Source organism: Rhizobium sp. P1_B8, assembly GCF_056406515.1.
This window is the reverse complement of sequence record NZ_JBFTZZ010000015.1, coordinates 90148-114426: the sequence shown is the minus strand read 5'-3', so window position 1 is coordinate 114426 and position 24279 is coordinate 90148. Positions and strand designations below refer to the sequence as shown.

Genomic DNA, 24279 nt, shown 5'->3' with positions numbered 1-24279 from the left:
TGGCCTCTGTTCCCGACCGAAGCAGAAGGAGATGGTATCACCTGCGATCGGTCTCCGCGTCGTCAAGACGAACGCTGACAGGAACGGAAGTTTTCAGGCGCCCATGAGCCCTCCCGGAATCGCCTTCGACCGCAACCGGGACGTCCTGGTCTCCAGCACCCGACGCCTCGATTCCCCAGATTTCGATCTGGGTCAGCGCCGGATAGGGCGAGGCGTCCTCGGCCTTGATCAGCCTGTGCAGTTCCACCCATTCGACGATGCAGGGCTCTATCAGAAAGGCTTGAGCGACGCCCGATTTCACCAACGGAAAACAGGAGGTCTTGCCGTTCGAGAAGGTGACGCTGGCCTTTTCCCACCAGGAATCATGCGGAAAGTCGGCCCGGAGATAGAAAACGATCTCGTCGATCCTGACCGGCCGGCCGAATTCCACCGTTAGCGCCGCGTGAGGATCGCGATTGATGCCCCAGCTCGTATAGGGCCAGAAGCCGTGATCATCGTTGGCCTTTTCGCCGTCGATCGCGTTACGCGCGGCAAAGACCGCTTCGCCCCGGGTTTCGACATTGGCGCGCGCATGCGGAAACAGCGTCCGATTGGCGTGATCGTCCCAGGGGTTGAGAGCGAGATTGCGCCGGTGAATGATCTCGTCCGGCCGCGTGCTTCGCGCTGATAGCCGGTGGATATCGCCCCTGAAGGCATTCGGGGAATAGGGCTTGCGTTTGTCGCCGAAGGGCACAGCGAGCGAATAGGCGCATTCCTTCATATAGACCAGGCCGGGTTGGATCGCGCCATCAAGGGAGAGGAAGACATGTCCGGGCTCGGAGACCTCCACGACCACGCGATCGCCTTCGCGATAGCTCTGGCGATAGACCAGGAACGTCTCGTCCCGGCCTGCGGAACTGGCCAGCACTGCCCCATCGGCATCCACGATCTTCAGCGTCAATTCCATGCTCGTCCTCCCCAGAGCATGATGCCGAAAAGTGTGAGCGATTTTCGGACGACATCATGCTCTAACTCTTTAATTTAGAACAGGATTCAGATTTTAGGCCGACCCGGCCTAAAATCATCCTGTTCTAGACGATCCGCAATCTCAGGAGCCTGCCGGCAAACGGCAGGCGCAGCCGATAGATTTTCTCGGGCCAGGCCGATCTCAGCCGGGCGTCGTCCACGACGATTTCATCAATTTCGATCTCGCCGGTGCCATCGACGAAAATTCTGCCGAGGTCGGCCAGATCGATCCTATCGGGGCCGACAGTCGGCACCACGCATGTCATCAGAGACAGGACCGCCGGCTTGCCCCCGTCATAGGTGTCGACGATCTCGACGTGGCGGCCGCGCAGCAGGGAAACGACGCGCCGGTAGCTGTGCAGCTGCGCCTCGGGGGAATAGGCGCCTGATATATCGAGCGATATGCGCGCGCTCCGTTCGTCAAACTCGACCTCGACATCGCGCGCGCCAAAGGCTTCGCCGGCCGACTGCATGACGCCTGCGAATGTCGGCAGGTTGTGGAAAGCCGACTGCATCGTCCATATCTCGTAGCGCCGCGCCGAAAAGGTCTTTGCGGTATAGGTCTCGACGCCGACATCGATCAGGAACGGATGTCCGTTCTTGTAAAGCGTGACACTTCCGACATCGTTATGATTGTGGCCCTCGCCATTGTTGCCGCCCTTGACGGCAAGCGAAAACTGCCGGTCGCGGGCGATGAACAGGCCGATGCCGGGATAGAAGATATCGCGCCCGGATGCAGGAGGTGGCTCGGCGGCGGCGGGGATTGCAGGGCCGACCAGCAGTTCCTGCACGCGATACCAGAGGTTCCATTCCCCGGGCAGGTGCGGATTGTCGGAAGCGGCCCTGTCGGATGCAGCGAACTCAGCCAGCATCTCAGAGCCGACCGCCTGTCCGAACAGGTATTCCCGCGCGCTGCAGGGTTCGACCACCGCGGAGGAATCCGCGAAGTTGAAATAGTAGCGGCCGGCCACATGCATATGGGCAATATATTCGGCCATGTTGCGGATCTTCGGCTGCTGCCAGACCCCGGCGAACAGGCCGGGCGCCACGGCATCCAGGATGGTCAACGCGCCATGCAGGCAGAGTGCGGCGTGGCGGTAGTAGAGCACGCCCTCCTCGCAGGCCCCGTCCTCGGCATAGTCCTTCAGGAAGGCGTCGAGGCTGCCGAGCGCCTTTCTGACGACGGCGTGACGCGTGGGCTGATCGGTTTTCAGGGAGAAGACCGTCAACAGGACGTTCTGGCTTATCCACGCCGTCCAGTTGTTCATCCGCTCCTGACCGCGGCCCATCCACCAGAAATGCCGGCCGAGATAGGGCGAAAGGATGCGGGTTTCGATCTCGCGTTCCACGCGTGCCGTAATCTCGGGGCTGATGCCGTCGAGCTCGTCGCGAAGCAATGCAACGATGGTGGCAAGCAGCGCCGCCGTTTCGGCGGCGAAGAGATCGACGACAGGCTGCGAATTGTCGGGAAGCGGCAGGCGCGCGCCGCTTCGTTCATAGGCGTTATGCGCCGGAAGCTGCCACCCGCTCTCCTCCGCAATCAGGAAGATGCCGTCGACGACCTTCGGCAGGAACCGCGCCTTGCCTTCGATGAGTTCGCCGAGCACCAGATTGTTGAGCATCCGCCGCCGCGTGAAATAAAGCTCCTCGAAGCGCGCGCGGTTGCCCGTTGCGGTGAACTCCCGGTAATCCGAAGCCGCAATCAGCGGCAAGGCGCGCGCAAGCGTCTCTTCGGCCTCGCGAATGATCAGATCCCGTACCGCTTGCGGCACAGCGCTCCATCTGGCGCGATCGGAGCAGACCGCCCCGGGCGTGAAATCGCCCAGCACATCCGGCAGCTCCCCTGAAATCTCGCTGAGCATGTCTCTCCCCGTACCGGAAAAGCATCGATGGGCGTTTGGTCTGCATGCTCACCTATCATATGTATTTTGCGCTTTCCATAAAATTCGTATGACCTATTCAGAACTTGTTTGACCAATACCGGATATGTGCTATGTCGTTGCTGGAGGAAGAGGAGGCATCGGTGTCCCTATCGAATTCGGTCATCGCGACGGATGGCGCCATGGCAACCTCCGGTCGGAAGGTCGCGGTCCTGTCCAAGCGCCAGCGCAGGATCCGCAACGCGATCGTCGCCTATTCCTTCATCGCGCCGAACTTCATCGGCTTTGCCGTCTTCACGCTCGGCCCGATCCTGTTCGCCTTCGTGCTTGCCTTCATGCATTGGGACGGTTCGAATGCGATCACCTTCGCCGGCCTCGACAATTTCTGGCGGCTCTTCGATGACAAGGCTTTTATCGCGGCGTTCTGGAACACGGTCATCTATACGGTCGCTTCCGTGCCGGCGACGCTCATATGCGCGCTTGGCCTTGCCGTACTTCTCAACCAGAAGATCGCGGGGCGCGATTTCTTCCGCACAGCGATGTTCTTCCCCTATGTCGCCTCGCTGGTGGCCGTCGCGGTCGTCTGGAACATGATCTTCAATCCCGAGATGGGACCGGTGAACATGATCCTCTACACGCTCGGCCTCGATCCCAAGAACATGCCGGGATGGGCGGCCGATCGCCACTGGGCGATGGTGACGGTGATCCTCTTCGGCATCTGGAAGAACATGGGCTATTACATGGTCATCTATCTGGCCGGCCTGCAGGGCATCAATTCGGAGCTCTATGAGGCCGCCGATCTCGATGGCGCCAATTCCTGGCAGAAGTTCATCCATGTCACGGTGCCGCAGCTCGGGCCGACGACCTTCTTCGTCACCGTCATGCTGACGATCCAGTCCTTCAAGGTGTTCGACCAGATCTACATGATCACCCAGGGCGGACCCGGCACCTCGACGCTCGTCCTCGTCTACCACATCTATAACGAGGCCTTCATTTCCTGGGATCTCGGCTATTCCAGCATGGTTGCGCTCGTTCTGTTCTTCCTCGTGCTCGCCGTCACCGTCTTCCAGTTCCGGCGCCAGAGGGAGGATGGTGAATGAGGATCGCAGGACGCAAGGTGACCCTCAAATCGGTCGCGATCTACGCCATCGTCATCGCCGTCACGCTCATCATGCTGATGCCCTTCGCCTGGATGCTCTCGGCATCCCTGAAGCTCAGCCGCGACGTCTTCGCCTTCCCGATCGAGTGGATACCGTCCGAGCCGCAATGGCATAACTACGTCGATATCTGGACGAAGATCCCGCTTGCGCTCTTCATCTACAACACCTCGAAGCTGACGATCATCGTCACGCTGCTGCAACTTTTGACCTCCAGCTTTGCCGCCTACGCCTTCGCCAAGCTGAATTTCCCCTACAAGAACACCCTGTTCCTCGGCTACATCGCCACCATCGCCATGCCCTGGCAGGTCTATATGGTGCCGCAATTCCTGCTGATGCGCGAATTCGGCCTCAACAACACCCATCTGGCACTGATCTGCCTGCAGGCTTTCACCGCCTTCGGCGTCTTCCTGATGCGGCAGTTCTACATGTCGATCCCGACCGAGCTCTGCGAGGCGGCCCGCATCGACGGCATGAACGAGTACCAGATCTGGGCGCGCATCATGCTGCCGCTGTCGAAGCCCGCGCTCTCGACACTGACGATCTTCACCTTCGTCACCACCTGGAACGATTTTCTCGGGCCGATGATCTACCTGACCAAGACCGAGCTGAAGACCGTCCAGATCGGCCTTCGCATGTTCATCTCGCAATATTCGGCCGAATACGGGCTCATCATGGCGGCCTCTGTCGTCGCCCTCATTCCGGTTCTCGTCGTCTTCCTCTCTCTCCAGCGCTTCTTCGTCGAGGGTATCGCCTCGACCGGACTGAAGGGTTAAATCCATGAACGCCGTCTCGTCCGTCGCCCCGCAGCCGATCACCGACCAGGAGGTCAAAGCCGCGCTCGATCTTGCCGTCGGGCAGATCAGGCGCAACCTTCCCGCCTTCACCCATGCCTCGCAGAACCATTCAAGCGTCGGAAATTTCTATCCCGCGGTGGCGAACGACCAATGGACCGCGGGTTTCTGGCCCGGAGAGCTGTGGCTCGCTTTCGAGCACAGCGGCGAGGCGGTTTTCCGCGATGCCGCGCAGATCCAGGTCCAATCGTTCCTGCATCGGATCGTGAACCGCATCGAGACGGATCATCACGACATGGGCTTTCTCTATTCGCCCTCCTGCATCGCCGCCTGGAAGCTTGTCGGAGATGAGGATGGCCGCAGGGCCGCCATCCTGGCAGCCGACCAGTTGATCGAGCGTTTCCAACCCGTCGGCCAGTTCATCCAGGCCTGGGGCCGCAAGGGGGTGGCGGAAGAATACCGCTACATCATCGACTGCTTGCTGAACCTGCCGCTTCTCTACTGGGCGAGCCGCGAGACCGGCGATCCGAAATATCGCGAGATCGCTCTCATTCACGCCCGCACCACGCTCGCCAATTCGGTTCGGCCGGACGATTCCACCTATCACACCTTCTACATGGACCCGGTCACGGGAGCGCCGGTGCGCGGCGCCACCAAGCAAGGTTACAGGGACGACAGCGCCTGGGCGCGCGGACAGGCCTGGGCCATCTCGGGAATGGCGCTCTCCTATCGCTATGAGCGGATCGAGGAATACCGCCAAACCTTCGACCGGCTGCTCGCCTTCTATCTCAACCGGCTGCCGGCCGACATGGTGCCCTATTGGGATCTCGTCTTTTCGGACGGCGACGGCGAGCCGCGCGACAGCTCGTCGGCGTCGATCACCGCCTGCGGCCTTCTGGAAATGGCCGATCTCGTCGAGCCGGAACCGGCCGCACGCTATCGCACCCTGGCGCGCCGCATGATGAAGAGCCTTGCCGATCACTACGCGGTCAAGGACCCAGCCGTCTCCAACGGCCTGGTGCTGCACGCCACCTATTCGAAGAAATCGCCCTTCAACACCTGCCGCGGCGAGGGTGTCGATGAATGCGTCTCCTGGGGAGATTATTATTACATGGAAGCTTTGACGCGCCTTTCGCGCAGCTGGTCTTCCTATTGGTGAATTCAGGAGGACCCGATGGCCAGCATTTCGCTTAAAGAGCTGAACAAATCCTACGGCGCGCTCACCGTCGTCCACGACATCGACCTCGAAATCGCTGACAAGGAATTCATCATCCTGGTCGGCCCCTCCGGCTGCGGTAAATCGACGACGCTGCGGATGATCGCCGGCCTCGAGGAGATATCGGGAGGAGAGCTCAAGATCGGCGGCGACGTCATGAACGACGTTCCCTCCAAGGATCGGGATATCGCCATGGTTTTCCAGAACTATGCGCTGTACCCGCATATGACCGTCTACAAGAACATGGCTTTCGGTCTGCAGCTGAGGAAGGTGTCGCGCGACTTCATCGATGCCCAGGTGCAGGACGCCGCCAGGATCCTCGACATCTCTCATCTCCTGAACCGCAAGCCGAAGGCGCTTTCGGGCGGGCAGCGCCAGCGCGTCGCGCTCGGCCGTGCGATGGTGCGCAATCCGGCGGTCTTCCTTCTCGACGAGCCGCTTTCCAATCTCGATGCCAAACTGCGCGGCACGATGCGTTCGGAAATCACCAAGCTGCACAAGCGCCTCAACGCCACCTTCATCTACGTCACCCACGACCAGGTGGAGGCCATGACCATGGCGGACCGGATCGTCGTCATGAAGGACGGGCACATCCAGCAGGTGGATACGCCGCAGAACCTCTACGACCGTCCCGTCAACATGTTCGTCGCCGGCTTCATCGGCGCGCCGCAGATGAACATGCTGCCCTCGACCATTTTGCGCCGGGACGACGGCTATATCGCCGTCTTCGACGGCCGGGAACTGCCGCTGCCTGCCCATTTCGACAAGGGCAGGATCGCCCCCTACGAGGGCCGCGAACTGGTGCTTGGCATCCGTCCGGAGAATTTCCACGAGCTGCCGCCGGCCGACATCGCACCGGAGAACCTGGCGCCCCTCAAGGCGGTCGTCGAACTGGCCGAGCCCATGGGCTCGGAAGTGCATCTGAACATGGTGGCAGGCGGGCGCAATCTCATCGCCCGCGTCTCGCCGCGCTACCGGCCTGATATCGGCGAGGAGGCGACGCTGGTCGCCGATATGACCAATGCGCAGCTGTTCGACAAGGAAACGGAACGCTCGATTCTATACTGAGGCGCCTGCGGGAGACGGCTATGCAGTGGTTGCGGGACATGTGGACGAGGGAGGGACCGGGCATTGCGAAGGATGCGCCGAAGAGGACCGGCCTTGCTCTGTTCGCCGAGATCCTCGTCCGCGAATGGTGGGAGATGGTCAAGCTGAACATCCTCTTCATCCTGGCCGGCCTCTTCGTCGTGACGCTGCCGGCAGCCCTCGCCGCCATGGCCCGGGTCTCGGTCGCCTTGGTGGAAGATCGCAACACCTATCTGCTGCGGGACTTCACGGAAGCCTTTCTGCGCTACTTCTGGCGCGCCACCGCCTGGGGCCTGGCGTTGAGCGGCGCGCTTGCAATCGGTATCCATGCGATTGTCACCTATGCCGCCGGCGCACGCGACAATCTGTTGCTGAGCGCACCACTGACGATCGCCCTCGTCGCCACCGCTTTCATCGCGGTCCTCGCCTGCCATCTCATCGTTCTCATGGTGATGCGCGATCTGCCGGCTTCTAGGCTGCTGCGCCTCGCCGCGCTCGCCTCGGTCATCCGCCCGCTCCCGGCGCTAGCCGCGCTCGCCTTCGCCGCCAGCCTGTGGCTGGCGCATATCCTCTTCTATCCGGTTTCGGTGTTCATGCCGGCAACCTTCAATTTTTCACTCGGAATGTTCGCCGTCGCATTCGGCGTCCATCGGGCGGCGGTGACGGTTCTAGACCTGCCAAACGCAACGCAGCCGCACCGCGAACCGCATATACGAGACGCTTCATAAAACAACTGATCCAGAGATGATCCAGGGAAGGAGAACGGGAATGTATTTGGATAAATTCGGGAGGACGATGAGACTTGCCTTGGCAGGTTTCACCTTGGCCGCAACGACGGCCGGCGCAGCGCTTGCCGAGGACGCCGTGACGCTCAAATGGGCTTTGTGGGACTGGGACAAGACCGCCTATTACAAGCCGTTGATCGAGGCCTATCAGGCCAAACACCCCAACGTGAAGTTCGAGCCGATGGACCTCGGCTCGCAGGACTATCAGCAGATGATCTCGACGCAGCTGACCGGCGGCTCCAAGGATATCGACATCGTCACCATCAAGGATGTGCCGGGCTACACCAACCTGGTGCGCGCCGGCAACATCGCCGATCTCAGCAGCTTCGTGAAGGATCAGAAGATCGACCCGGCTCCCTATGGCGGCCTGATCGAGGAACTGACCATCGACGGCAAGGTCTATTCGCTGCCGTTCCGCTCCGACTTCTGGATCGTCTATTACAATAAAGACATATTCGACAAAGCAGGCGTCCCCTACCCTACCAATGACATGACCTGGGCGCAATTCGACGCGACTGCCGAGAAGCTTACCGGCGGCATGGGCACCAACAAGACCTACGGCGCGCTCCTGCATACCTGGCGGTCGACCGTTCAGCTGCCCGGCGTCCTCGACGGAAAACACACGCTGGTCGACGGCGACTACGACTTCCTCAAGCCCTGGTACGATAGGGCGCTCACCCTGCAGAAGGATGGGGCGATTCCCTCCTACGCCTTCCTGAAGACGTCAAACACGCATTATTCGGCGCTCTTCTTCAACGGCACGATCGGCATGCTGCCGATGGGAACCTGGTTCGTCGGCACCCAGATCACCAAGGTGAAATCGGGTGAATCGAAGAGCAAGAACTGGGGCATCGTCAAGTTCCCGCATCCCGACGGCGTCGCGGCCGGGACAACGGCCGCGCAGATCTCCGGGCTGGCGGTCAACGCCAATTCCGACCACAAGGATGCAGCTCTCGATTTCATCAAGTTCGTCACCGGTCCTGAGGGCGCTGATGTCATCGCGTCGACGGGCACCTTCCCCGCGCTCAAGACGGATGACGTCAGCGCCAAGATCGCGGCAACGCCGGGCTTTCCTGAGGATGCGGCCAGCAAGGAGGCGCTGAAGCCGTTGAAAACCTACCTTGAGATGGCGGTCAACCCAAACGCCGCCAAGATCGAGGTGGTGCTCAACCGTGTGCATGACGCGATTATGACCGACAACACCACCGTCGACGACGGGTTGAAGGAAATGACCGAAGGCGTGAAGGCCATCAAGTAGGCCCACGAGATATCGACGGCCGCGGGTTACCATCCGCCCGCGGCCGATCGGGTTTTTCATGAATTTCGAGCTGACAATGATATATGATCCCGCCCGGGCCAATCCGCTTTTCGGCAATCCCCTGAAGACACGCGACGACCTCTCCAAGGCCGTCATCGATCTGTTCGAACCGCTGCTGCCGTATTTTTCCGAAGGCGGCGCTCGTGTGCGCCTCGGTGCAGCCGGCGCGATCTTCGACCGGGCAGCGGCGGACCTGGAAGGATTTGCGCGGCCGCTCTGGGGAATTGTTCCGCTCGCTGCCGGCGGCGGTGCGTTCCCGCATTGGGAGCTCTATCGGCGCGGGCTCGCAAACGGCACCAATCCTGCTCATCCCGAATATTGGGGCGATCTTACCGACCGCAATCAGCGGCTGGTCGAGCTCGCCGCCGTCGGCTTCGCCCTGGCGCTTGTCCCCGAGCATATCTGGGAACCGCTTGACGACAGCGATAAGAAGACGGTCGCTGCCTATCTTCTCAGAGCGCGCGAGCTGGAATTCATCGACAACAACTGGAAATTCTTTCGTGTGCTCATCGATCTCGGGCTGGAACGCGTAAGCGTGGCGTTCGATCACCGGAAAACCCTCGCCTATCTCGAAGAACTGGAAGCTTTCGACCTCGGGGAAGGCTGGTATCGCGACGGACCGGTCCGGCGGGTCGATCATTACATTCCCTTCGCCATGCATTTCTACGGCCTGATCTATGCGGTGCTGGCGCGAGGCGACGAGGCGCGCAAGGACCGCTTCCGGCGTCGCGCCCAGACCTTTGCCGGGGATATCCGCCACTGGTTCGGCCCCGATGGCGCGGCACTTGCCTTCGGCCGCAGCCAGACCTACCGCTTCGCGGCGGGCGGCTTTTGGGGCGCGCTTGCCTTTGCCGGCGTCGAAGCCCTGCCCTGGGCCGAGATCAAGGGCTATTACATGCGCCATATCCGCTGGTGGTCGGCGATGCCGATTGCCGAGCGCGACGGCGTTCTCTCCGTCGGCTACGGCTACCCGAACCTCTTCATGAGCGAGAGCTACAATTCTCCCGGGTCACCCTATTGGGCGCTGAAATTCTTCCTGCCGCTCGCTCTTGCGGGGGATCATCCGTTCTGGACCGCCGAGGAGGCGCCGCAGCCGGAATTTCCGGAGCCGGTCGCTTTGACGCCGGCGGGAATGGTCGCCATGCACACGCCGGGAAACGTGGTTGTGCTCTCCTCGGGGCAGCAGCACGACAAGATGCTCGGCGCAAACGAGAAATATTCGAAATTCGTCTATTCCACGCGCTACGCTTTCAACATCGAAGCCGACGACCGGAATTTCTCCGCCGCAAGCTTCGACGGCATGATCGGTCTCTCAGACGACGGCGTCCATTTCCGCATGCGGGAAACCCTCGAAGAGGCGTTGATAACAGGCGACCTGCTCTATTCGCGCTGGCGCCCCTGGAACGACGTCACCATCGAAACCTGGCTGCTTCCCGAAAACCCGTGGCACATCCGCCTACACCGCATCGCTACGCCGCGCGCCCTCAGCACCATCGAAGGCGGCTTTGCGATCGAACGCGCGGATTTCAATGCCGACCGCTCCGATGCAAGGGATGGCCGGGCTGTCTGGTACGGGCAGACCGACGTCAGCGCTATCGTGGATCTATCGCCCAATCCGAGGGCCGGCCATGCGATGAGCCCGATCCCAAACACCAACCTCATCCACGCCAAGACCCTGCTGCCGCAGCTGCGCGGCGAAATCGGCCCCGGAACCATCGTGCTCGCAACTGCGGCAATGGCCCTGCCCAGTCGCGAGAATTGGGCAAATGCGCTCGATAACCCGCCCGCCAACCCCCGCCTCGACGAGGTGGAGCGGCTCTTTCGAGAGAAAGGCGCGGGGGTGCCGGCATTCGCTCTCGGGACGTAGCTCGGAGGCACTGGCTTCCGGGTTTCAACCGCGAGCCGGACGGTTGATTATCGGGCGGTCAACTCGGAACGATATGCTTCGGCAATGCGCTGCGCCAACTGTGCCATTTGATCGTCAGGTATCTGCAGAACCCCGTACTCCGCCATCAGCGCGTGGTATTGCTGCTCTTCAAGAGGCACACCAGAGGCTAAGGGAACGACATGAAAATGCAGGTGGCTATTGGCTTGCTGGCTGCCGAGCGAAAGCACATAAATTCGTTCGGCGTCGAACACGCTTTTGAGCGCGCGAGACAAAATATGCACATTCTCCTGTAGTCGAAGATATTCATCGGTCGACATGTCTCGCGCCAGATCCTCGAGGTGCTCCCTCGGACAGACAAGGCAATAGCCGGGCAGAGTGGGATACTTGCTCAGGAAGATGATCGTCTCGTCGTCTTCAAAAACGCGATGATGAAAGAAGTCGGGGTCATTCCTGACCAATCCGCAGATAAAGCATGACCTTGTTCCGATGTCGTGCACATAGGCCCTGAGATCAAATGGTCGGCGTTCGTTCATCCTGAACCTCCGTCGTCTCTCGCGCGGCGGTCGCGGACGCCTGAACTATTGCGAAAGCCATTGCCGGAAAAATAACACGCGCCAAAACCGGTGGCCAACCGTAATATTTTCGGATTACTCCAAATAATTATATTTATATCTTCGGTAGAAATAGCAAAACACCCCCTCATCGCAATATTGTTGAACTAAAGTTTAGCAAAGCGTAGTGATGTACTGGCCTTTCATTTTTCAAGGCCAGAGGAGGATGCAATGCCTACCATAATGGTCCATCACAATGTCAAAGACACGAAGCACTGGCTCGCTTCACCCATCCGCAAGCAGGTATTGGAACCGATTGGCGTCACGAACATTCGCACGTTTACAGACCCTCAAACGTCTAATCGCGTTGGTTTGGTCATGGACGTTGCTGATATGGAAAAGTTGATGGCCTTCATGCAGACCAAGGCAGCGGCCGATGCGATGGCGAATGATGGTGTCTTGCCCGAGACCATGGTGTTCCTCGTGCAATCGTAAAACGCCTCTCAACCAAACCTGGAAATGCAACGCGGGAGGATGATATGACGACGTTATTCGTAAGGCACGAGGTCTCCGATTACGCCGCCTGGCGCAAGATATATGATGCGTTTTCGCCGGTGCAGAAGGCCAATGGGGTGACGGCGCAAGCCGTTTATCGAGCCATCGACAATCCGAACGATATTACCGTCACCCACGAGTTTGCCACGCTTGAAGCGGCGCAAACGTTCAGCAAGCTGGACGAGCTGAAGACGGCGATGCGCACGGGAGGCGTGCTCGGCGCGCCGACCGTGTGGTTTACCAACAAAGCATGAAATAGAGCCAACGACCTCCGCCGCTGCAACCGGAGGCCAGGTTGCAGTCGCGCTCGGCACATGACATGGAAGCCGAGCAGTGCGCTCTTGCGCCGATTGCCAACCTTGGTGGCAGTTGCAGGCGAACTGCGCAAATTTGTCCGAACTCCTATTGTCCGTTCCTGATGTCGCGCAGAAGATCCAGGCCGCGCTGGTATTTTTCCGTTTTCTTGCCAGCTTGTTCGGCCTGCCGGAGATTATCTTCGAGATCGGCCCGTTTGACGGGCAAGGCCAGCGGGTTTGATGCCGCACGTCTGACGAAGTCGTCATCCGGCTCGTCCGGCCGCCTTGTCAGAGCATTCACCGCCGAGATGATCGCCGGCGGAAAGCCTTCTTCCCTCAGCCTGTCGAGCGTCCAGCCGCTTCCCTTCTCGACGACGTCATGAAGATAGGCGACCGTTCGCGTCTCGTCACCGGAAACCAGAAGGGCTACCCGCTGGCAGTGCTCGAAGAACGGCCGGCCGGTTTTGTCCGCCTTACCTTCATGGGCCGTAAGAGCAATCTGGATGGCATGGTCGAGATGCTGCATGGCGATCACGGTCCCTCGGTCTTCCTGATCTTCCGTCGGGAAGGCTTTTCGCCCGTCGTCATCTCGATGCCAGGGACGGGAGCCACGGCGGCCTGGACAGGCCTCGCCGGCCGCCGATCGAGATCGCCGCTCTCACCGGCGCCTTGAAGCAGCGCTGCATCATCCCTATCGTCTTCATCGAGCAGGTTCTGCAGCGTCTCATGCTCATCCTCGCCGGCAAGTTCGTCGCAGGCTTGAAGCCAATGGCGCTCGTCGGCGCCATCCGGGCGGCCCTCGGCCTCCCAGATCTCGTAGGCACGGCGACGGATCTGCTCGTGCTTGTCTATAGCCATGATCGCCTCCAGGGGCATTTGATGAGCCATCCGAGGAACGGGCCCAGTCGCTTTCACGGCGTGTTGACGGTTGGAAGAAAATCCTCCACCTGTTTGCGCTTGCCCTTCGAAAGCGTCTCCACCCGTTCCTTCCAGAACCGCTCGGCCTCGGGCGGATCCTCATCCCATTGGCGAACATCGGTGATGTTGTCGTCGATCATGGACCGACGGTGGCCGCCAAGGCTGAGATATTCTTTCGCAAGCTTCAGGCTTGGGGTTTCAGTGCCGCTATCGCGATCTGATGTCGAACTCACGTTGCGCCGGGCATTTTCCAATGCTCGCTTGCGATCGGTCTCGGCTCGCTCCGTATCGGCGGAACGAGCGTCATCTGTCCCGCTCTCGGGCGGCACGTTGGATCTGGAAGTCATCATGGATCACCTCTCGATGTTGTGATCCAATAACCTTTGCAAGCAGTGAGAGTTCCGCGTGGGTTGCGATTGATTTGAGCGGGCGATCGAGCCGCACCGTCCGGGCGGCAATCAATGAACGGCCATACTCACCATTCGATAGGGGTGCACGGCCTCGAATTGCGAGATCATCGCCGTCGCCTGCTGAAATACGAGCTCGGCATTTTCTGGATCGTCACGGGCGAGTTCATCGGCATTGACGCGGATCGCTTCGGCCATGTTGTTGGAAAGTGCGGCGAAATGCGTATTGCCTTCGACATAGGCCTCACGCGCCGTGTCCTCCAGCGTTCGAGCGATATCGACGAGGATTTCCTCGCGTTCCTCGATACTGAGGTCTTTGATTATATTGGTCTTCTCTTCCATGTCACTCACTCCAAAAGACGTGGGACGCTGCTCGAGCTCATTAAGCCTCGATCATCAAAGAGTTKGGAACGCCGAAATCCGGATTCAAGTTCAGTATAGCTCGAACTCGCCTCCGGTACGGCGCCATCGCCTTCATCATTCGAACGCGGGAGCCGATTTTCTGTTCCCTGACAGGCGTTGGCACTCACGGGCAGGGAGTGCTAATTTTTCTTTCATCCCTCTTGAATTGCAAAGCCGTCGAACCAAATCATTCTCGCACGGCTCGCGGCTCGCGCGCTGCGCACCCGCCCGGATTGGTCATCCGGTCCGGCTAGGGAACAACGTCATCATTGTTTGTCGATGGAGGAAGACATGTCGTTCCGACCGCTTCATGACCGCATTCTCGTCCGCCGGGTCGATTCAGAGGAAAAGACCAAGGGCGGCATCATCATTCCCGATACCGCCAAGGAGAAACCGCAGGAAGGCGAGGTCATCGCCGTCGGCCCCGGCGCACGCAACGACGCCGGCCAGATACAGGCGCTCGACGTCAAGGCCGGCGATCGCATCCTATTCGGCAAATGGTCCGGTACCGAGATCAAGATCAACGGCGAAGACCTGCTGATCATGAAGGAAAGCGACGTGATGGGCATCATCGAAGCCCAGGGCGAAAAGAAGCAGGCCGCATGAGATCCCTGCGGACATCAGTCAATGCAGGGCAGGAGCGCATCAGCTTTTCATGGAAACGCAGAACCGCTCGAAGCTTTTATTTCTGACGCAATTCCGAACGGAAAAACCGCTACGCACTTTTCCTGGAATTGCTCTGGCTGCCTATGAAGGAGTGAGGACATGGCTGCTAAAGAAATCAAATTCAGCACCGAAGCCCGCGAGAAGATGTTGCGTGGCGTCGACATCCTGGCCAACGCCGTGAAGGCGACCCTCGGTCCGAAGGGCCGCAACGTCGTGATCGACAAGTCGTTCGGCGCCCCGCGCATCACCAAGGACGGGGTTTCGGTCGCCAAGGAAATCGAACTCGAAGACAAGTTCGAGAATATGGGCGCCCAGATGGTCCGCGAAGTTGCTTCGAAGACCAGCGACATTGCCGGCGACGGCACCACCACCGCAACGGTGCTGGCCCAGGCGATCGTCAAGGAGGGCGCCAAGGCAGTTACCTCAGGGATGAACCCGATGGACCTGAAACGCGGCATCGATCTTGCGGTCGCCGCCATCGTCGCGGAACTGAAGGCCAATGCCCGCAAGATCTCAAACAATTCCGAAATCGCCCAGGTCGGCACGATCTCCGCCAATGGCGATGCCGAAATCGGCCGCTTTTTGGCGGAAGCCATGGAAAAGGTCGGCAATGATGGCGTCATCACCGTCGAAGAAGCCAAGACCGCCGAAACCGAACTCGAAGTTGTCGAAGGCATGCAGTTCGATCGCGGCTATCTCAGCCCCTACTTCGTGACTAATGCCGACAAGATGCGGGTGGAGTTCGAAGACCCTTATATCCTCATCCACGAGAAGAAGCTCTCGAACCTGCAGTCTATGCTGCCGGTTCTCGAAGCCGTCGTCCAGTCCAGCAAGCCGCTGCTCATCATCGCTGAAGATGTCGAAGGCGAAGCCCTCGCAACGCTCGTCGTCAACAAACTGCGCGGCGGCCTGAAGATCGCCGCCGTCAAGGCGCCCGGCTTCGGCGACCGCCGCAAGGCCATGCTCGAAGACATCGCCATCCTGACCGCCGGCACCGTCATCTCCGAAGATCTCGGCATCAAGCTCGAATCCGTCACGCTCGACATGCTCGGCCGTGCCAAGAAGGTGTCGATCGAGAAGGAGAACACCACAATCGTCGACGGTTCGGGCGCCAAGACGGACATCGAAGGTCGTGTGGCCCAGATCAAGGCTCAGATCGAAGAAACCACCTCCGACTACGACCGCGAGAAGCTGCAGGAGCGCCTTGCCAAGCTCGCGGGCGGCGTTGCCGTCATCCGCGTCGGCGGCTCGACGGAGGTCGAGGTGAAGGAGAAGAAGGACCGCGTCGACGACGCGCTTCACGCAACCCGCGCGGCGGTCGAGGAAGGCATTCTGCCGGGCGGCGGTGTGGCGCTGCTGCGCGCCGTCAAGGCGCTCGACGCCGTCAAGACCGCCAATGGTGACCAGCGCGTCGGTGTCGACATCGTTCGCCGCGCGGTCGAGGCGCCGGCTCGCCAGATCGCAGAAAACGCCGGCGCGGAAGGCTCGGTCATTGTCGGCAAGCTGCGCGAGAAGAGCGAGTTCTCCTACGGCTGGAACGCTCAGACGGGCGAATATGGCGACCTTTATGCACAGGGCGTCATCGATCCGGCCAAGGTGGTTCGCACCGCGCTGCAGGATGCGGCCTCCATCGCCGGCCTTCTCGTCACGACGGAAGCCATGATCGCCGAGAAGCCCAAGAAGGACGCGCCGCCGCCAATGCCCGCCGGCCCCGGCATGGATTTCTAAGGCGTTTGCCGGCCCGCCGGCCTCGCCGGGCGGGCCTCATCCGAGGGAATAGAGATGGTTCAAACGATCAAAAACCGATCGCAGGTGCCGCTGGACTCCCGCGATCTTGAAACCTGCCAGCGCGTCTTCGACAGGCTCAGCGCCGATTACGGGGTGGCAAGGGACAGCGACGAAGCCGAACGAATGGCGAGCATCGTCATCGAGCTCTACCGACAGGGCGTGCGCGACCCCGATCACCTGCAGTCGATGGTCGAGGCGGCCCGCGGCCTCTTCGAAGCGAGCGAGCGCCCGCCTACTGCTCCGGGAATTTGACCATGGTGCCGCCGCCGGTCGCCTGGTCCGTCGGGAAGACCTCTATCCTGGCGACGTCGACGAAGACGGGAAGCTCGATGGCGTTGGAGATGATCGAGGCGATGTGGGAAGGCTGGATCGGACGGTAGCCGTCATAAAGCAGGGTCCGCGCCTGGTTGCCCGCTATTGCGGTTCGATAAAGCTCCGTCTGGACTCGACCCGGCACCACCTCGGTCACGCGAACCGAGGTCCCGAGCAGGTCGCAGCGCAGATTGTCGCAAAACAGGCTGAGCCCGGCCTTCGACGGGCCGTAGGCCGCCATGTTCGGATAGGGTGCCTGGCCGCCGCTCGAACCGATATAGATCAGGTGGCCGCGCTTTCGCTCGACCATAGCAGGCAGGAATGCGCGGGTCAGATGCATCGGGGCTTTGAGATTGATGTCGATCATGGCATCGATCTCGGACGGTTCGATCTCGCTGAATGTCGCCCGTGTCGAGAGAATGCCGGCATTGTTGACCAGGATGTCGACGTCTGTTCCGTGAAGCTGCTTGACGATTTCGGCGGTATCGCGCACATCGGCACGGACCGGCTTCGCCCCGCTTTCCCGCGCCAATTCCTCGAGCGCCTCGGCGTTTCGGCCAACGGCATAAACCGTCAGCCCCATCTCGCGTAGTTTGCCGACGGTGGCGCGACCGATGCCGCTCGTCGCACCGGTGACCAGGGCAACCTGATAGGGCAGCGGCTCAGACATAGATGTAGCCTCCGCTGACGACGACGTTTTCGCCGGTGGCATAGGTGTTGCGGCTCGATGCCATCATGACAATCCACTCCGCCATTTCGACCGGCTCGGCTGCGCGGCCAAGCGCGCTGGCCTTGGCCAGTTCCGGAAGAAATCCCAGCTCCCTGGCGCGATCCGTCGCAAAACCGGCAGGAGCGACGGAATTGACAAGGATCTGGTCCTTGGCGCATTCCTGGGCAAAAGATTTCGTCAGACTGACGACAGCCGCCTTGGTTGCGGCGTAATGCGCATTCTGGGGATGAGCCTTGAAAGCATCGACCGAGGTCACGTTGACAATCCGCCCGGTAACCTCGGGCGCGTTCACGTGCTGGCGCATATGAAGAACGGCGGCCACCATCATATGATAGGTACCCTTCACGTTGATCGCATTTTCGAGGTCCCATTCCTCGTCGGTGATCTCGAGGATAGGGCGTCTCGGATAGATGGCGGCGCTGTTGACGAGCACGTGAATCCGACCGAGCTTGCCGGCGATCTCATTGAACCCGCGATGAGCCGTTTCCGCCCGGGAAATGTCGGCAACCGCCGTTTCCACCTCGGCGCCCAGAGCGCGAAGCGCATCGGCCGAGACGCCGAGCAGCTGCTCGTTGCGATCGATGAGCCCAATCCTGGTCGCCCCATGCGATATCATCAGCTTGGCCGTCGTCAATCCGAGCCCGGAAGCGCCGCCGACGATGATTGCGGTCTGGTTCTTCAAAGTTCCACCTCAGTATTTTCAGTTACGCCACTAGCATTGTATGTTATCACTTATATGCCAACTTCGACAAAGCTCAAGTGCATTCTGAAGGTCTCGAAATGATTCCACGCCTCCGGCCGAACGGTTCAATCCCCCTTCCCGCTGTGGGATTCTTCCAGCGGCTCATCGAGGCAGGGTTCGATGGCGACATCGAAACCGGTGCGGCGAGCCGGACCGTTTTTTCGACCGACAATTCCATCTATCAGATCGAGCCGACCGGTATCCTCTTCCCCAAGGGCATCGAAGACCTGCAGATTACGGCGGCCGTGCTGTCGGAACCGGCCTTTCGCGGGATCACTGTCGCCCCGCGCGGCGGCGGAACCGGCACGAACGGTCAATCCCTCACGTCGGGCATCGTCGTCGACTGCTCGCGACATATGAATTCCATTCTCGAGATCGACCCGATCAGGAGAATTGCGCGGGTCCAGGCGGGTGTGGTCAAGGATCAGTTGAACCGGGCGCTGAAACCCTACGGCCTGTTTTTTGCGCCTGAACTCTCCACCTCCAATCGCGCCACCATCGGCGGCATGGTCTCCACCGATGCCTGCGGCCAGGGTTCATGCCTCTACGGCAAAACCAGCAACCATGTGCTGGGATTGCGCATCGTGCTTGCGAATGGGACCGACTGGTGGTCGCGCCCGCTCGATCCTGAGGTACTCGCGGAGATCGCCGGGCGACAGGACCGTGTCGGCGAAATCCACAGGACGGTCGACCGCATCGCGCGCGAAAAACGCGACCGGATCGCCGAGATTTTTCCGAAACTCAACCGCTATATGACCGGTTACGACCTCGCTCACATCCGGCGGGACGACGGACGCTTCGACCTCAATGCCATCCTCTGCGGCTCGGAGGGAACGCTGGCGATGATCGCCGAAGCCGAACTCAACCTTCTGCCAATCCCCGCCCATGCGGCATTGATCAACATTCGCTACGGGGACTTCAACACCGCATTGGAGGATGCCCGCACGCTTGTGGCACTCAAGGTCGCCTCGGTGGAAACGGTCGATGAGAAAGTTCTCGGGCTCGCCAGGGGCGACATCGTTTGGACGGGCATTGCCCGCTTTTTTCCCGACAATGCAGGCGGAACCACGAACGGCATCAATATCGCCGAAGTGCTCGCCGACGATGAGGCTGAACTCGAACGCAAACTGGCCGAGGTGACCGCCGCGCTTGCCACGGGCGCGAATGCCCGTCACCTGGGTTATACGATCGCGCGGGATCATGCCGATGTCGAGGCGATCTGGTCGATGCGCAAACGGGCGGTCGGCCTGCTCGGCAATGTGGACGGACCGGTCAGGCCTGTCGCCTTCGTCGAGGACACCGCCGTGCCGCCGGAAAACCTCGCGGCCTATATCCGCGAATTCCGCGCATTGCTTGATGGCGCGGGCCTTTCCTACGGCATGTTCGGCCATGTCGATGCCGGCGTCCTGCACGTGCGGCCTGCCCTCGATCTCACCCGCGATGACCATGTCCGGCTGGTCCGGGAGGTCAGCGACGCCGTCGTGGCGCTGACGCGTAGATATGGCGGCGTGCTCTGGGGGGAGCACGGCAAGGGGGTACGTTCCGAATATGTGCCTGAATTCTTCGGCGACCTCTATCCCAGCCTGCAGGAGATCAAACGGGCTTTCGATCCGGAAAACCGCCTCAACCCTGGCAAGATCGCAACGCCTTCCAGCGGCCAAGAGCTGCTGAAGATCGACGAGGTTCCGCTGCGGGGAGACGTCGACCGCATCATCGGCAACGAGATCCGCGCAGCCTTCGACAACGCTGCCTATTGCAACGGCAACGGCGCCTGTTTCGATTTCGACGAAACGAGCCCCATGTGCCCCTCCTACAAGGCGACACGCGATCGGCGTTTTTCGCCCAAGGGCCGCGCCGCTCTGATGCGGGAATGGCTGAGGCAGCTTGCCGAGAAGGGCATCGATCCCCGCCAGGAGGCAAAACGCCTGCGGCAGAGCGTTCCGCTCGCGAGCTTCGCGCGGCGTGTCTTCAACTCCCTGAACCCTCAAAATCGGGACGACTTTTCCCACGAAGTCCGCGCTTCGATGGACACCTGTCTGGCGTGCAAAGCCTGCGCGGGACAATGTCCCGTAAAAGTCAGCGTCCCGGCCTTCCGCTCCAAATTCCTGGAACTTTACTACGGGCGCTACCTCCGTCCGCTGAAGGATCCGCTGGTAGCAGCCATCGAGACCACCCTGCCCCTGGTCCATCGGATACGGCCGGCCTACAACCTGGTCGTCGGCACGCGAGCCGGCAGGATGATGATGCGCGTTGCCGGACTGACGTCCCTGCCCCACCTGCCGCGGCTCTCTCTGGCGAAGGAGGCCGCCCGCCTTGGCGTGCCGCTTGCGACCCCTCGGCGGATCGAGGCATTGTCGCCGCGTGAGAGGGAGCAGAGCGTCATCTTCGTCGCCGATGCGTTTACCGCCTATTTCGATCCTGAGGTCGCTCTCGCCGCGATCGGGCTTGCGCGGAAAATGGGGCTTTCGCCGTTCCTCGCCGCGTCCCACGTCAATGGCAAAGCCCTGCACGTTCATGGCTACCTCGGACGTTTCGAGGCTGCGGCCGGGCGGACCGCGCACTATCTTCAGCAGTTGAATGACGCGGGCGTGGCGCTTGTGGGGCTCGATCCGTCGATGACGCTTGCGTTCCGCAGCGAATACAAGGGGGTGCTGAAGGCGAGCATCCTCCTTCCGCAGGAATGGCTGGCCGCCAACCTCGGCCGCCTTGCCGCATCACCCTCCGCCGCCAAAGGCAGGAGCTTCCGGTTGATGGCCCATTGCACCGAACGCACCAATGCGCCCGCCTCCATTGCGCAATGGAAACAGGTGTTCGGCAGCCTCGGCATCGACCTTCAGGCAGCAGAAACGGGTTGTTGCGGAATGGCCGGTACCTTTGGCCACGAGGCCCGCAATCGACCGATCTCCGAGCGCCTCTATGCGATGAGCTGGAAGCCGGAGGTCGATGCCGCCGGCGACAACGACAGTCTCATGGCCACCGGATATTCATGCCGCTCGCAGGTGAAGGAAATCGACAACAAGCGCCTCCCGCACCCCTTTCAGGTCATCGATAAGATAATGTCTGAAAGAGCCGACATTCCGCAATCAGACGTGGCATGATATGTGATATGTGCTAAATTTGATCGTGAAAATCGGAGCAAACCAGTGTCAATCATCACGCAACGAGGCAATCTCGCGGAAATCGTCGTTGCGAAGCTGATGGAACGGATCGACTCCGGTCTTTATGCTCCCGGCGAGAAAATTCCGTCAAGTGCCCAGCTGTGCGAAGAGTTCGGCGTGTCCCGAACCGTCATTCGCGAGGCGCTCACCTCTCTCAAGGTTGGCGGACGTGTGACCGCGCGACAGGGTGCCGGCGTCTACGTGAGCGACAAGGACGCAAAGACCCTCAATTTCGAAATCAGCCGCATCGAGGACATTCGCTCCGCGATGCAGATCCTGGAATTGCGGCTCGGCGTCGAGATACAATCCGTCGCCCTTGCAGCGTCGAGGCGCACGCCGGAGGCGCTGGCTGAAATTGCCCGCGCCTACGACAACCTTGAAAACCTGGTGACGGACGATGCCGAGGTCGAAGCACGCGCCGATTTCGAGTTTCACCTTGCGATCGCCCGTGCCACCCGCAATCCCCACTTCCCGAGTTTTCTGGAAGCGGTGATAGAGAGCATCAATTTCGACCTCGTACTCAAGCATCGCCAATCGGCGCGCGGCTACAGCACCTACCTGAAGAAGATCAACAAGGAACATGCCGCGATCCTGGCCGCCATCACCCAGGGTGATGCCAAGGCTGCGAAGGCCGCGCTGATCGTCCATCTGGAGGAAAGCCTCCATCGTTACCGCACGATGCTCAATGAGCCGACGAGCAGCGAAACGGAGAATTAAGTCAGGGGAAGGAAAGGATGATCCGCCTGCTGCTACGCTTCCTGCGCTCCTATCTTACCGTTTTCCACGACCGAAAGGATCAAGGATCAGCGCCGCTGGCTTACCGTTGGGGGTGATCCTTGTCGGCGCCCCTCAAGCGACTTCACTTTCCGCTGGTCTGCTGCGGCGCCGCCCGGCTTTTTGAGGCGGCGCCTTTTCCTGCGATCACTTTCCCTGTGCGATCGCCTGGTCGCGAATTTGCGTCAGGCTCATTTTCGGCGTCAGCGCTTCCGGGTCGATCCGGATTTCGATGAGACCCGGCTTGCCGGAAGTCTCGCAGCGTTGGAAGGCGCCGGCGAAGTCCTCGGTCCTTTCCACGGTCTCACCATGGAGGCCATAGGATCGCGCCAGCGAGGCAAAGTCCGGGTTCGTCAGGCGGGTGCCGGAGACGCGGCCGGGATACTCACGCTCCTGGTGCATGCGGATCGTGCCATACATGCCGTTGTTGATGACGAGAAAGATGACGCGAGCGTCATACTGCATGGCGGTTGCGAGTTCCTGACCGTTCATCAGGAAACATCCGTCGCCGGCAAAGGCAACGACCGTGCGCGCGGGATCGGTGATCTTGGCGGCGATCGCCGCCGGCACGCCGTAGCCCATGGAACCATTCGTCGGTCCGAGCTGGGTGCGGAAGGTGCGATACTGATAGAAGCGATGCGCCCAGGCGGAATAATTGCCGGCGCCGGTGGTCAGAATGGCGTCCGGCTTGAGATGGCCGCGCAGCCATTCCATGATATCGCCCATCTGCACCGGACCGGGCACCTCAGGATGCGCGAGATTTTCGAGATAGTCGGCATGGGCCGTCCTGGTCCAGTCCTTCCACACCGGCGCAGCCCGCGGCTTCAGCTTTGCCGCCTGCGAGAGGAAACCCGCGACGCTGGCATTGATCGGCAATCGCGCGTGATAAACGCGCCCCAGCTCCTCCGCGCTCGGATGAATGTGAACGAGCAACTGCTTCGGGACCGGAATGTCGATCAGCGTATAGGCGCCAGTGGTCATCTCCCCGAGACGGGCGCCGATGGAGATCAGAAGGTCGCAATCCTTCACATGGCGGATCAGCTTCGGCCCTGCGGCAAGACCGAGGTCGCCGGCATAGTTTTCGTGCGTATTGTCGAACAGATCCTGGCAGCGGAAGGAAGCTGCGACAGGCAGGCAGAAGGCTTCCGAAAACGCCTTCAGGTCGGCAACGGCCTGCTGCGTCCAGCCGCCGCCGCCAACGACAACCATCGGGCGTTTCGCCTCGGAGAGAAGGCCGAGCAATTCCTCGAATTGCGGCGGGCCGGCAAAGCCCTCAACTCGCTTGTAGGGCGGGGTGTCGGCGACATCGACCATATCGGTCAGCATGTCTTCAGGAAGAGCGACGACCACCGGTCCCGGCCTGCCGTTGACAGCTCGGTGGAATGCCTGGCTGATGAGCTCAGGGATGCGGGCGGCATCCTCAATTTCGACTACCCACTTTGCCATTTGGCCGAACATGCGGCGATAATCGATCTCTTGGAACGCTTCGCGCTCCATCTGATCGCGCGCCACCTGCCCGATGAACAGGATCATCGGTGTCGAATCCTGGAAGGCGGTATGCACGCCCACGGACGCGTTCGTCGCGCCCGGCCCGCGGGTGACGAAGCAGATGCCGGGTTTGCCGGTCATCTTGCCGTAGGCTTCCGCCATGTAGGCGGCGCCGCCTTCCTGCCGGCAGACGATGAATTCGATGGCGTCTTCCACGTCGTGAAAGGCGTCGAGGGCAGCAAGATAGCTTTCGCCCGGCACGCCGAACACGCGCTCGACACCATGGATGCGCAAGGCATCGACGAGCGCCTGGCCGCCGCTGCGCTTGGATGTTTCGTTTTTCATCGGGAGCCCCTCTCCTAT

General features: G+C 60.8%; 24 protein-coding genes. 14 read left to right on the top strand and 10 right to left on the bottom strand.

All coding sequences use genetic code 11. From position 1 onward, the window contains the following. Positions 1–37 precede the first annotated feature (37 nt). Positions 38–946, bottom strand: a complete 909-nt coding sequence (locus AC1D2N_RS18260; RefSeq protein ID WP_018245931.1) for a carbohydrate-binding protein — start codon at positions 944–946, stop codon at positions 38–40. A 124-nt stretch (positions 947–1070) separates the two neighbouring features. Beyond that, complete coding sequence (locus AC1D2N_RS18255; protein WP_018245932.1) at positions 1071–2867, bottom strand: heparinase II/III domain-containing protein; 1797 nt, start codon at positions 2865–2867, stop codon at positions 1071–1073. 131 nt (positions 2868–2998) lie between these two features. Here AC1D2N_RS18255 and AC1D2N_RS18250 point away from each other — a divergent pair, with 131 nt between their 5' ends. The 7 genes from AC1D2N_RS18250 (at position 2999) to AC1D2N_RS18220 (ending at position 11108) form a co-directional block, all read left to right on the top strand. Beyond that, positions 2999–3985: a carbohydrate ABC transporter permease gene (locus AC1D2N_RS18250; RefSeq protein WP_131702024.1), complete on the top strand. Its 987-nt coding sequence runs from the start codon at positions 2999–3001 to the stop codon at positions 3983–3985. Next, positions 3982–4818 (top strand): carbohydrate ABC transporter permease, encoded by an 837-nt coding sequence (locus tag AC1D2N_RS18245; protein WP_018245934.1) that lies wholly within the window; start codon positions 3982–3984, stop codon positions 4816–4818. Before AC1D2N_RS18250 ends, AC1D2N_RS18245 begins: the two co-directional genes overlap by 4 nt. Positions 4819–4822: 4 nt before the next feature. Next, positions 4823–5995, top strand: a complete 1173-nt coding sequence (locus AC1D2N_RS18240) for a glycoside hydrolase family 88 protein (protein WP_018245935.1) — start codon at positions 4823–4825, stop codon at positions 5993–5995. 15 nt (positions 5996–6010) lie between these two features. Further along, positions 6011–7120: an ABC transporter ATP-binding protein gene (locus AC1D2N_RS18235; RefSeq protein ID WP_018245936.1), complete on the top strand. Its 1110-nt coding sequence runs from the start codon at positions 6011–6013 to the stop codon at positions 7118–7120. A gap of 20 nt (positions 7121–7140) precedes the next feature. Beyond that, the gene (locus AC1D2N_RS18230) at positions 7141–7866 is read left to right on the top strand and encodes a DUF624 domain-containing protein (RefSeq protein ID WP_018245937.1); all 726 of its coding nucleotides are present in this window, start codon (positions 7141–7143) and stop codon (positions 7864–7866) included. Between the two features lie 40 nt (positions 7867–7906). Then, a complete protein-coding gene (locus AC1D2N_RS18225) occupies positions 7907–9181 on the top strand; it encodes an ABC transporter substrate-binding protein (protein ID WP_026188722.1) in 1275 nt (424 codons plus the stop codon). Between the two features lie 76 nt (positions 9182–9257). After that, a complete protein-coding gene (locus AC1D2N_RS18220; RefSeq protein WP_020493440.1) occupies positions 9258–11108 on the top strand; it encodes a DUF2264 domain-containing protein in 1851 nt (616 codons plus the stop codon). A gap of 47 nt (positions 11109–11155) precedes the next feature. Here the strand turns inward: AC1D2N_RS18220 and AC1D2N_RS18215 are convergent, their stop codons facing one another. Continuing rightward, on the bottom strand, positions 11156–11662 hold the full coding sequence (locus AC1D2N_RS18215; RefSeq protein ID WP_018245940.1) for an HIT family protein: 507 nt from the start codon (positions 11660–11662) through the stop codon (positions 11156–11158). A 249-nt stretch (positions 11663–11911) separates the two neighbouring features. Between AC1D2N_RS18215 and AC1D2N_RS18210 the strand changes: the two genes are divergently transcribed. Both AC1D2N_RS18210 and AC1D2N_RS18205 read left to right on the top strand, forming a co-directional pair. Next, positions 11912–12175 carry a hypothetical protein gene (locus tag AC1D2N_RS18210; RefSeq protein WP_018245941.1) on the top strand — a complete coding sequence of 88 codons (264 nt, stop codon included), beginning with the start codon at positions 11912–11914 and terminating at the stop codon, positions 12173–12175. A gap of 44 nt (positions 12176–12219) precedes the next feature. After that, positions 12220–12489, top strand: a complete 270-nt coding sequence (locus tag AC1D2N_RS18205; RefSeq protein ID WP_018245942.1) for a hypothetical protein — start codon at positions 12220–12222, stop codon at positions 12487–12489. Positions 12490–12637: 148 nt separating this feature from the next. Here AC1D2N_RS18205 and AC1D2N_RS18200 read toward each other — a convergent pair whose 3' ends face one another. The 4 genes from AC1D2N_RS18200 to AC1D2N_RS18185 form a co-directional block, all read right to left on the bottom strand. Further along, complete coding sequence (locus tag AC1D2N_RS18200) at positions 12638–13057, bottom strand: HD domain-containing protein (RefSeq protein ID WP_032981504.1); 420 nt, start codon at positions 13055–13057, stop codon at positions 12638–12640. A 5-nt stretch (positions 13058–13062) separates the two neighbouring features. After that, a complete protein-coding gene (locus AC1D2N_RS18195) occupies positions 13063–13389 on the bottom strand; it encodes a DUF2934 domain-containing protein (RefSeq protein WP_026188723.1) in 327 nt (108 codons plus the stop codon). A gap of 53 nt (positions 13390–13442) precedes the next feature. Next, on the bottom strand, positions 13443–13799 hold the full coding sequence (locus tag AC1D2N_RS18190; protein WP_018245945.1) for a hypothetical protein: 357 nt from the start codon (positions 13797–13799) through the stop codon (positions 13443–13445). Between the two features lie 108 nt (positions 13800–13907). Further along, positions 13908–14198, bottom strand: coding sequence for a hypothetical protein (locus AC1D2N_RS18185; protein ID WP_018245946.1), 291 nt, complete (start codon positions 14196–14198; stop codon positions 13908–13910). 351 nt (positions 14199–14549) lie between these two features. Between AC1D2N_RS18185 and groES the strand changes: the two genes are divergently transcribed. From groES to AC1D2N_RS18170, 3 genes are all read left to right on the top strand, one after another. Beyond that, a complete protein-coding gene (groES, locus tag AC1D2N_RS18180) occupies positions 14550–14864 on the top strand; it encodes a co-chaperone GroES (protein WP_018245947.1) in 315 nt (104 codons plus the stop codon). Positions 14865–15023: 159 nt separating this feature from the next. Beyond that, on the top strand, positions 15024–16652 hold the full coding sequence (gene groL / locus AC1D2N_RS18175; RefSeq protein WP_018245948.1) for a chaperonin GroEL: 1629 nt from the start codon (positions 15024–15026) through the stop codon (positions 16650–16652). Between the two features lie 54 nt (positions 16653–16706). After that, a complete protein-coding gene (locus tag AC1D2N_RS18170) occupies positions 16707–16964 on the top strand; it encodes a hypothetical protein (protein ID WP_018245949.1) in 258 nt (85 codons plus the stop codon). On the opposite strand, the gene AC1D2N_RS18165 is transcribed toward AC1D2N_RS18170, so the two are convergent. Both AC1D2N_RS18165 and AC1D2N_RS18160 read right to left on the bottom strand, forming a co-directional pair. After that, a complete protein-coding gene (locus AC1D2N_RS18165) occupies positions 16945–17694 on the bottom strand; it encodes an SDR family oxidoreductase (RefSeq protein WP_018245950.1) in 750 nt (249 codons plus the stop codon). The two genes, AC1D2N_RS18170 and AC1D2N_RS18165, sit on opposite strands and share 20 nt — an antisense overlap. Continuing rightward, the gene (locus AC1D2N_RS18160) at positions 17687–18436 is read right to left on the bottom strand and encodes an SDR family NAD(P)-dependent oxidoreductase (protein ID WP_018245951.1); all 750 of its coding nucleotides are present in this window, start codon (positions 18434–18436) and stop codon (positions 17687–17689) included. Before AC1D2N_RS18160 ends, AC1D2N_RS18165 begins: the two co-directional genes overlap by 8 nt. A 98-nt stretch (positions 18437–18534) precedes the next feature. Here AC1D2N_RS18160 and ydiJ point away from each other — a divergent pair, with 98 nt between their 5' ends. Together ydiJ and AC1D2N_RS18150 are read left to right on the top strand one after the other, a co-directional pair. Continuing rightward, positions 18535–21594 carry a D-2-hydroxyglutarate dehydrogenase YdiJ gene (gene ydiJ / locus AC1D2N_RS18155; RefSeq protein ID WP_018245952.1) on the top strand — a complete coding sequence of 1020 codons (3060 nt, stop codon included), beginning with the start codon at positions 18535–18537 and terminating at the stop codon, positions 21592–21594. Positions 21595–21639: 45 nt separating this feature from the next. Further along, positions 21640–22371 carry a FadR/GntR family transcriptional regulator gene (locus tag AC1D2N_RS18150; RefSeq protein WP_018245953.1) on the top strand — a complete coding sequence of 244 codons (732 nt, stop codon included), beginning with the start codon at positions 21640–21642 and terminating at the stop codon, positions 22369–22371. A 204-nt stretch (positions 22372–22575) separates the two neighbouring features. Here the strand turns inward: AC1D2N_RS18150 and AC1D2N_RS18145 are convergent, their stop codons facing one another. Beyond that, positions 22576–24261 carry a thiamine pyrophosphate-binding protein gene (locus AC1D2N_RS18145; protein ID WP_018245954.1) on the bottom strand — a complete coding sequence of 562 codons (1686 nt, stop codon included), beginning with the start codon at positions 24259–24261 and terminating at the stop codon, positions 22576–22578. Positions 24262–24279: the final 18 nt, after the last annotated feature.

What these genes read in the sequence shown, in the direction of transcription:
- AC1D2N_RS18210 (WP_018245941.1), top strand. Translation starts at nt 11,912, where the DNA reads ATGCCTACCATAATGGTCCATCACAATGTCAAAGACACGAAGCACTGG.
- AC1D2N_RS18145 (WP_018245954.1), bottom strand. Translation starts at nt 24,261, where the DNA reads ATGAAAAACGAAACATCCAAGCGCAGCGGCGGCCAGGCGCTCGTCGAT.
- AC1D2N_RS18240 (WP_018245935.1), top strand. Translation starts at nt 4,823, where the DNA reads ATGAACGCCGTCTCGTCCGTCGCCCCGCAGCCGATCACCGACCAGGAG.
- AC1D2N_RS18215 (WP_018245940.1), bottom strand. Translation starts at nt 11,662, where the DNA reads ATGAACGAACGCCGACCATTTGATCTCAGGGCCTATGTGCACGACATC.
- ydiJ (WP_018245952.1), top strand. Translation starts at nt 18,535, where the DNA reads ATGATTCCACGCCTCCGGCCGAACGGTTCAATCCCCCTTCCCGCTGTG.
- groL (WP_018245948.1), top strand. Translation starts at nt 15,024, where the DNA reads ATGGCTGCTAAAGAAATCAAATTCAGCACCGAAGCCCGCGAGAAGATG.
- AC1D2N_RS18255 (WP_018245932.1), bottom strand. Translation starts at nt 2,867, where the DNA reads ATGCTCAGCGAGATTTCAGGGGAGCTGCCGGATGTGCTGGGCGATTTC.
- AC1D2N_RS18230 (WP_018245937.1), top strand. Translation starts at nt 7,141, where the DNA reads ATGCAGTGGTTGCGGGACATGTGGACGAGGGAGGGACCGGGCATTGCG.
- AC1D2N_RS18170 (WP_018245949.1), top strand. Translation starts at nt 16,707, where the DNA reads ATGGTTCAAACGATCAAAAACCGATCGCAGGTGCCGCTGGACTCCCGC.
- AC1D2N_RS18220 (WP_020493440.1), top strand. Translation starts at nt 9,258, where the DNA reads ATGATATATGATCCCGCCCGGGCCAATCCGCTTTTCGGCAATCCCCTG.
- groES (WP_018245947.1), top strand. Translation starts at nt 14,550, where the DNA reads ATGTCGTTCCGACCGCTTCATGACCGCATTCTCGTCCGCCGGGTCGAT.
- AC1D2N_RS18195 (WP_026188723.1), bottom strand. Translation starts at nt 13,389, where the DNA reads ATGGCTATAGACAAGCACGAGCAGATCCGTCGCCGTGCCTACGAGATC.
- AC1D2N_RS18190 (WP_018245945.1), bottom strand. Translation starts at nt 13,799, where the DNA reads ATGATGACTTCCAGATCCAACGTGCCGCCCGAGAGCGGGACAGATGAC.
- AC1D2N_RS18235 (WP_018245936.1), top strand. Translation starts at nt 6,011, where the DNA reads ATGGCCAGCATTTCGCTTAAAGAGCTGAACAAATCCTACGGCGCGCTC.
- AC1D2N_RS18245 (WP_018245934.1), top strand. Translation starts at nt 3,982, where the DNA reads ATGAGGATCGCAGGACGCAAGGTGACCCTCAAATCGGTCGCGATCTAC.
- AC1D2N_RS18200 (WP_032981504.1), bottom strand. Translation starts at nt 13,057, where the DNA reads ATGCAGCATCTCGACCATGCCATCCAGATTGCTCTTACGGCCCATGAA.
- AC1D2N_RS18205 (WP_018245942.1), top strand. Translation starts at nt 12,220, where the DNA reads ATGACGACGTTATTCGTAAGGCACGAGGTCTCCGATTACGCCGCCTGG.
- AC1D2N_RS18250 (WP_131702024.1), top strand. Translation starts at nt 2,999, where the DNA reads ATGTCGTTGCTGGAGGAAGAGGAGGCATCGGTGTCCCTATCGAATTCG.
- AC1D2N_RS18225 (WP_026188722.1), top strand. Translation starts at nt 7,907, where the DNA reads ATGTATTTGGATAAATTCGGGAGGACGATGAGACTTGCCTTGGCAGGT.
- AC1D2N_RS18165 (WP_018245950.1), bottom strand. Translation starts at nt 17,694, where the DNA reads ATGTCTGAGCCGCTGCCCTATCAGGTTGCCCTGGTCACCGGTGCGACG.
- AC1D2N_RS18260 (WP_018245931.1), bottom strand. Translation starts at nt 946, where the DNA reads ATGGAATTGACGCTGAAGATCGTGGATGCCGATGGGGCAGTGCTGGCC.
- AC1D2N_RS18185 (WP_018245946.1), bottom strand. Translation starts at nt 14,198, where the DNA reads ATGGAAGAGAAGACCAATATAATCAAAGACCTCAGTATCGAGGAACGC.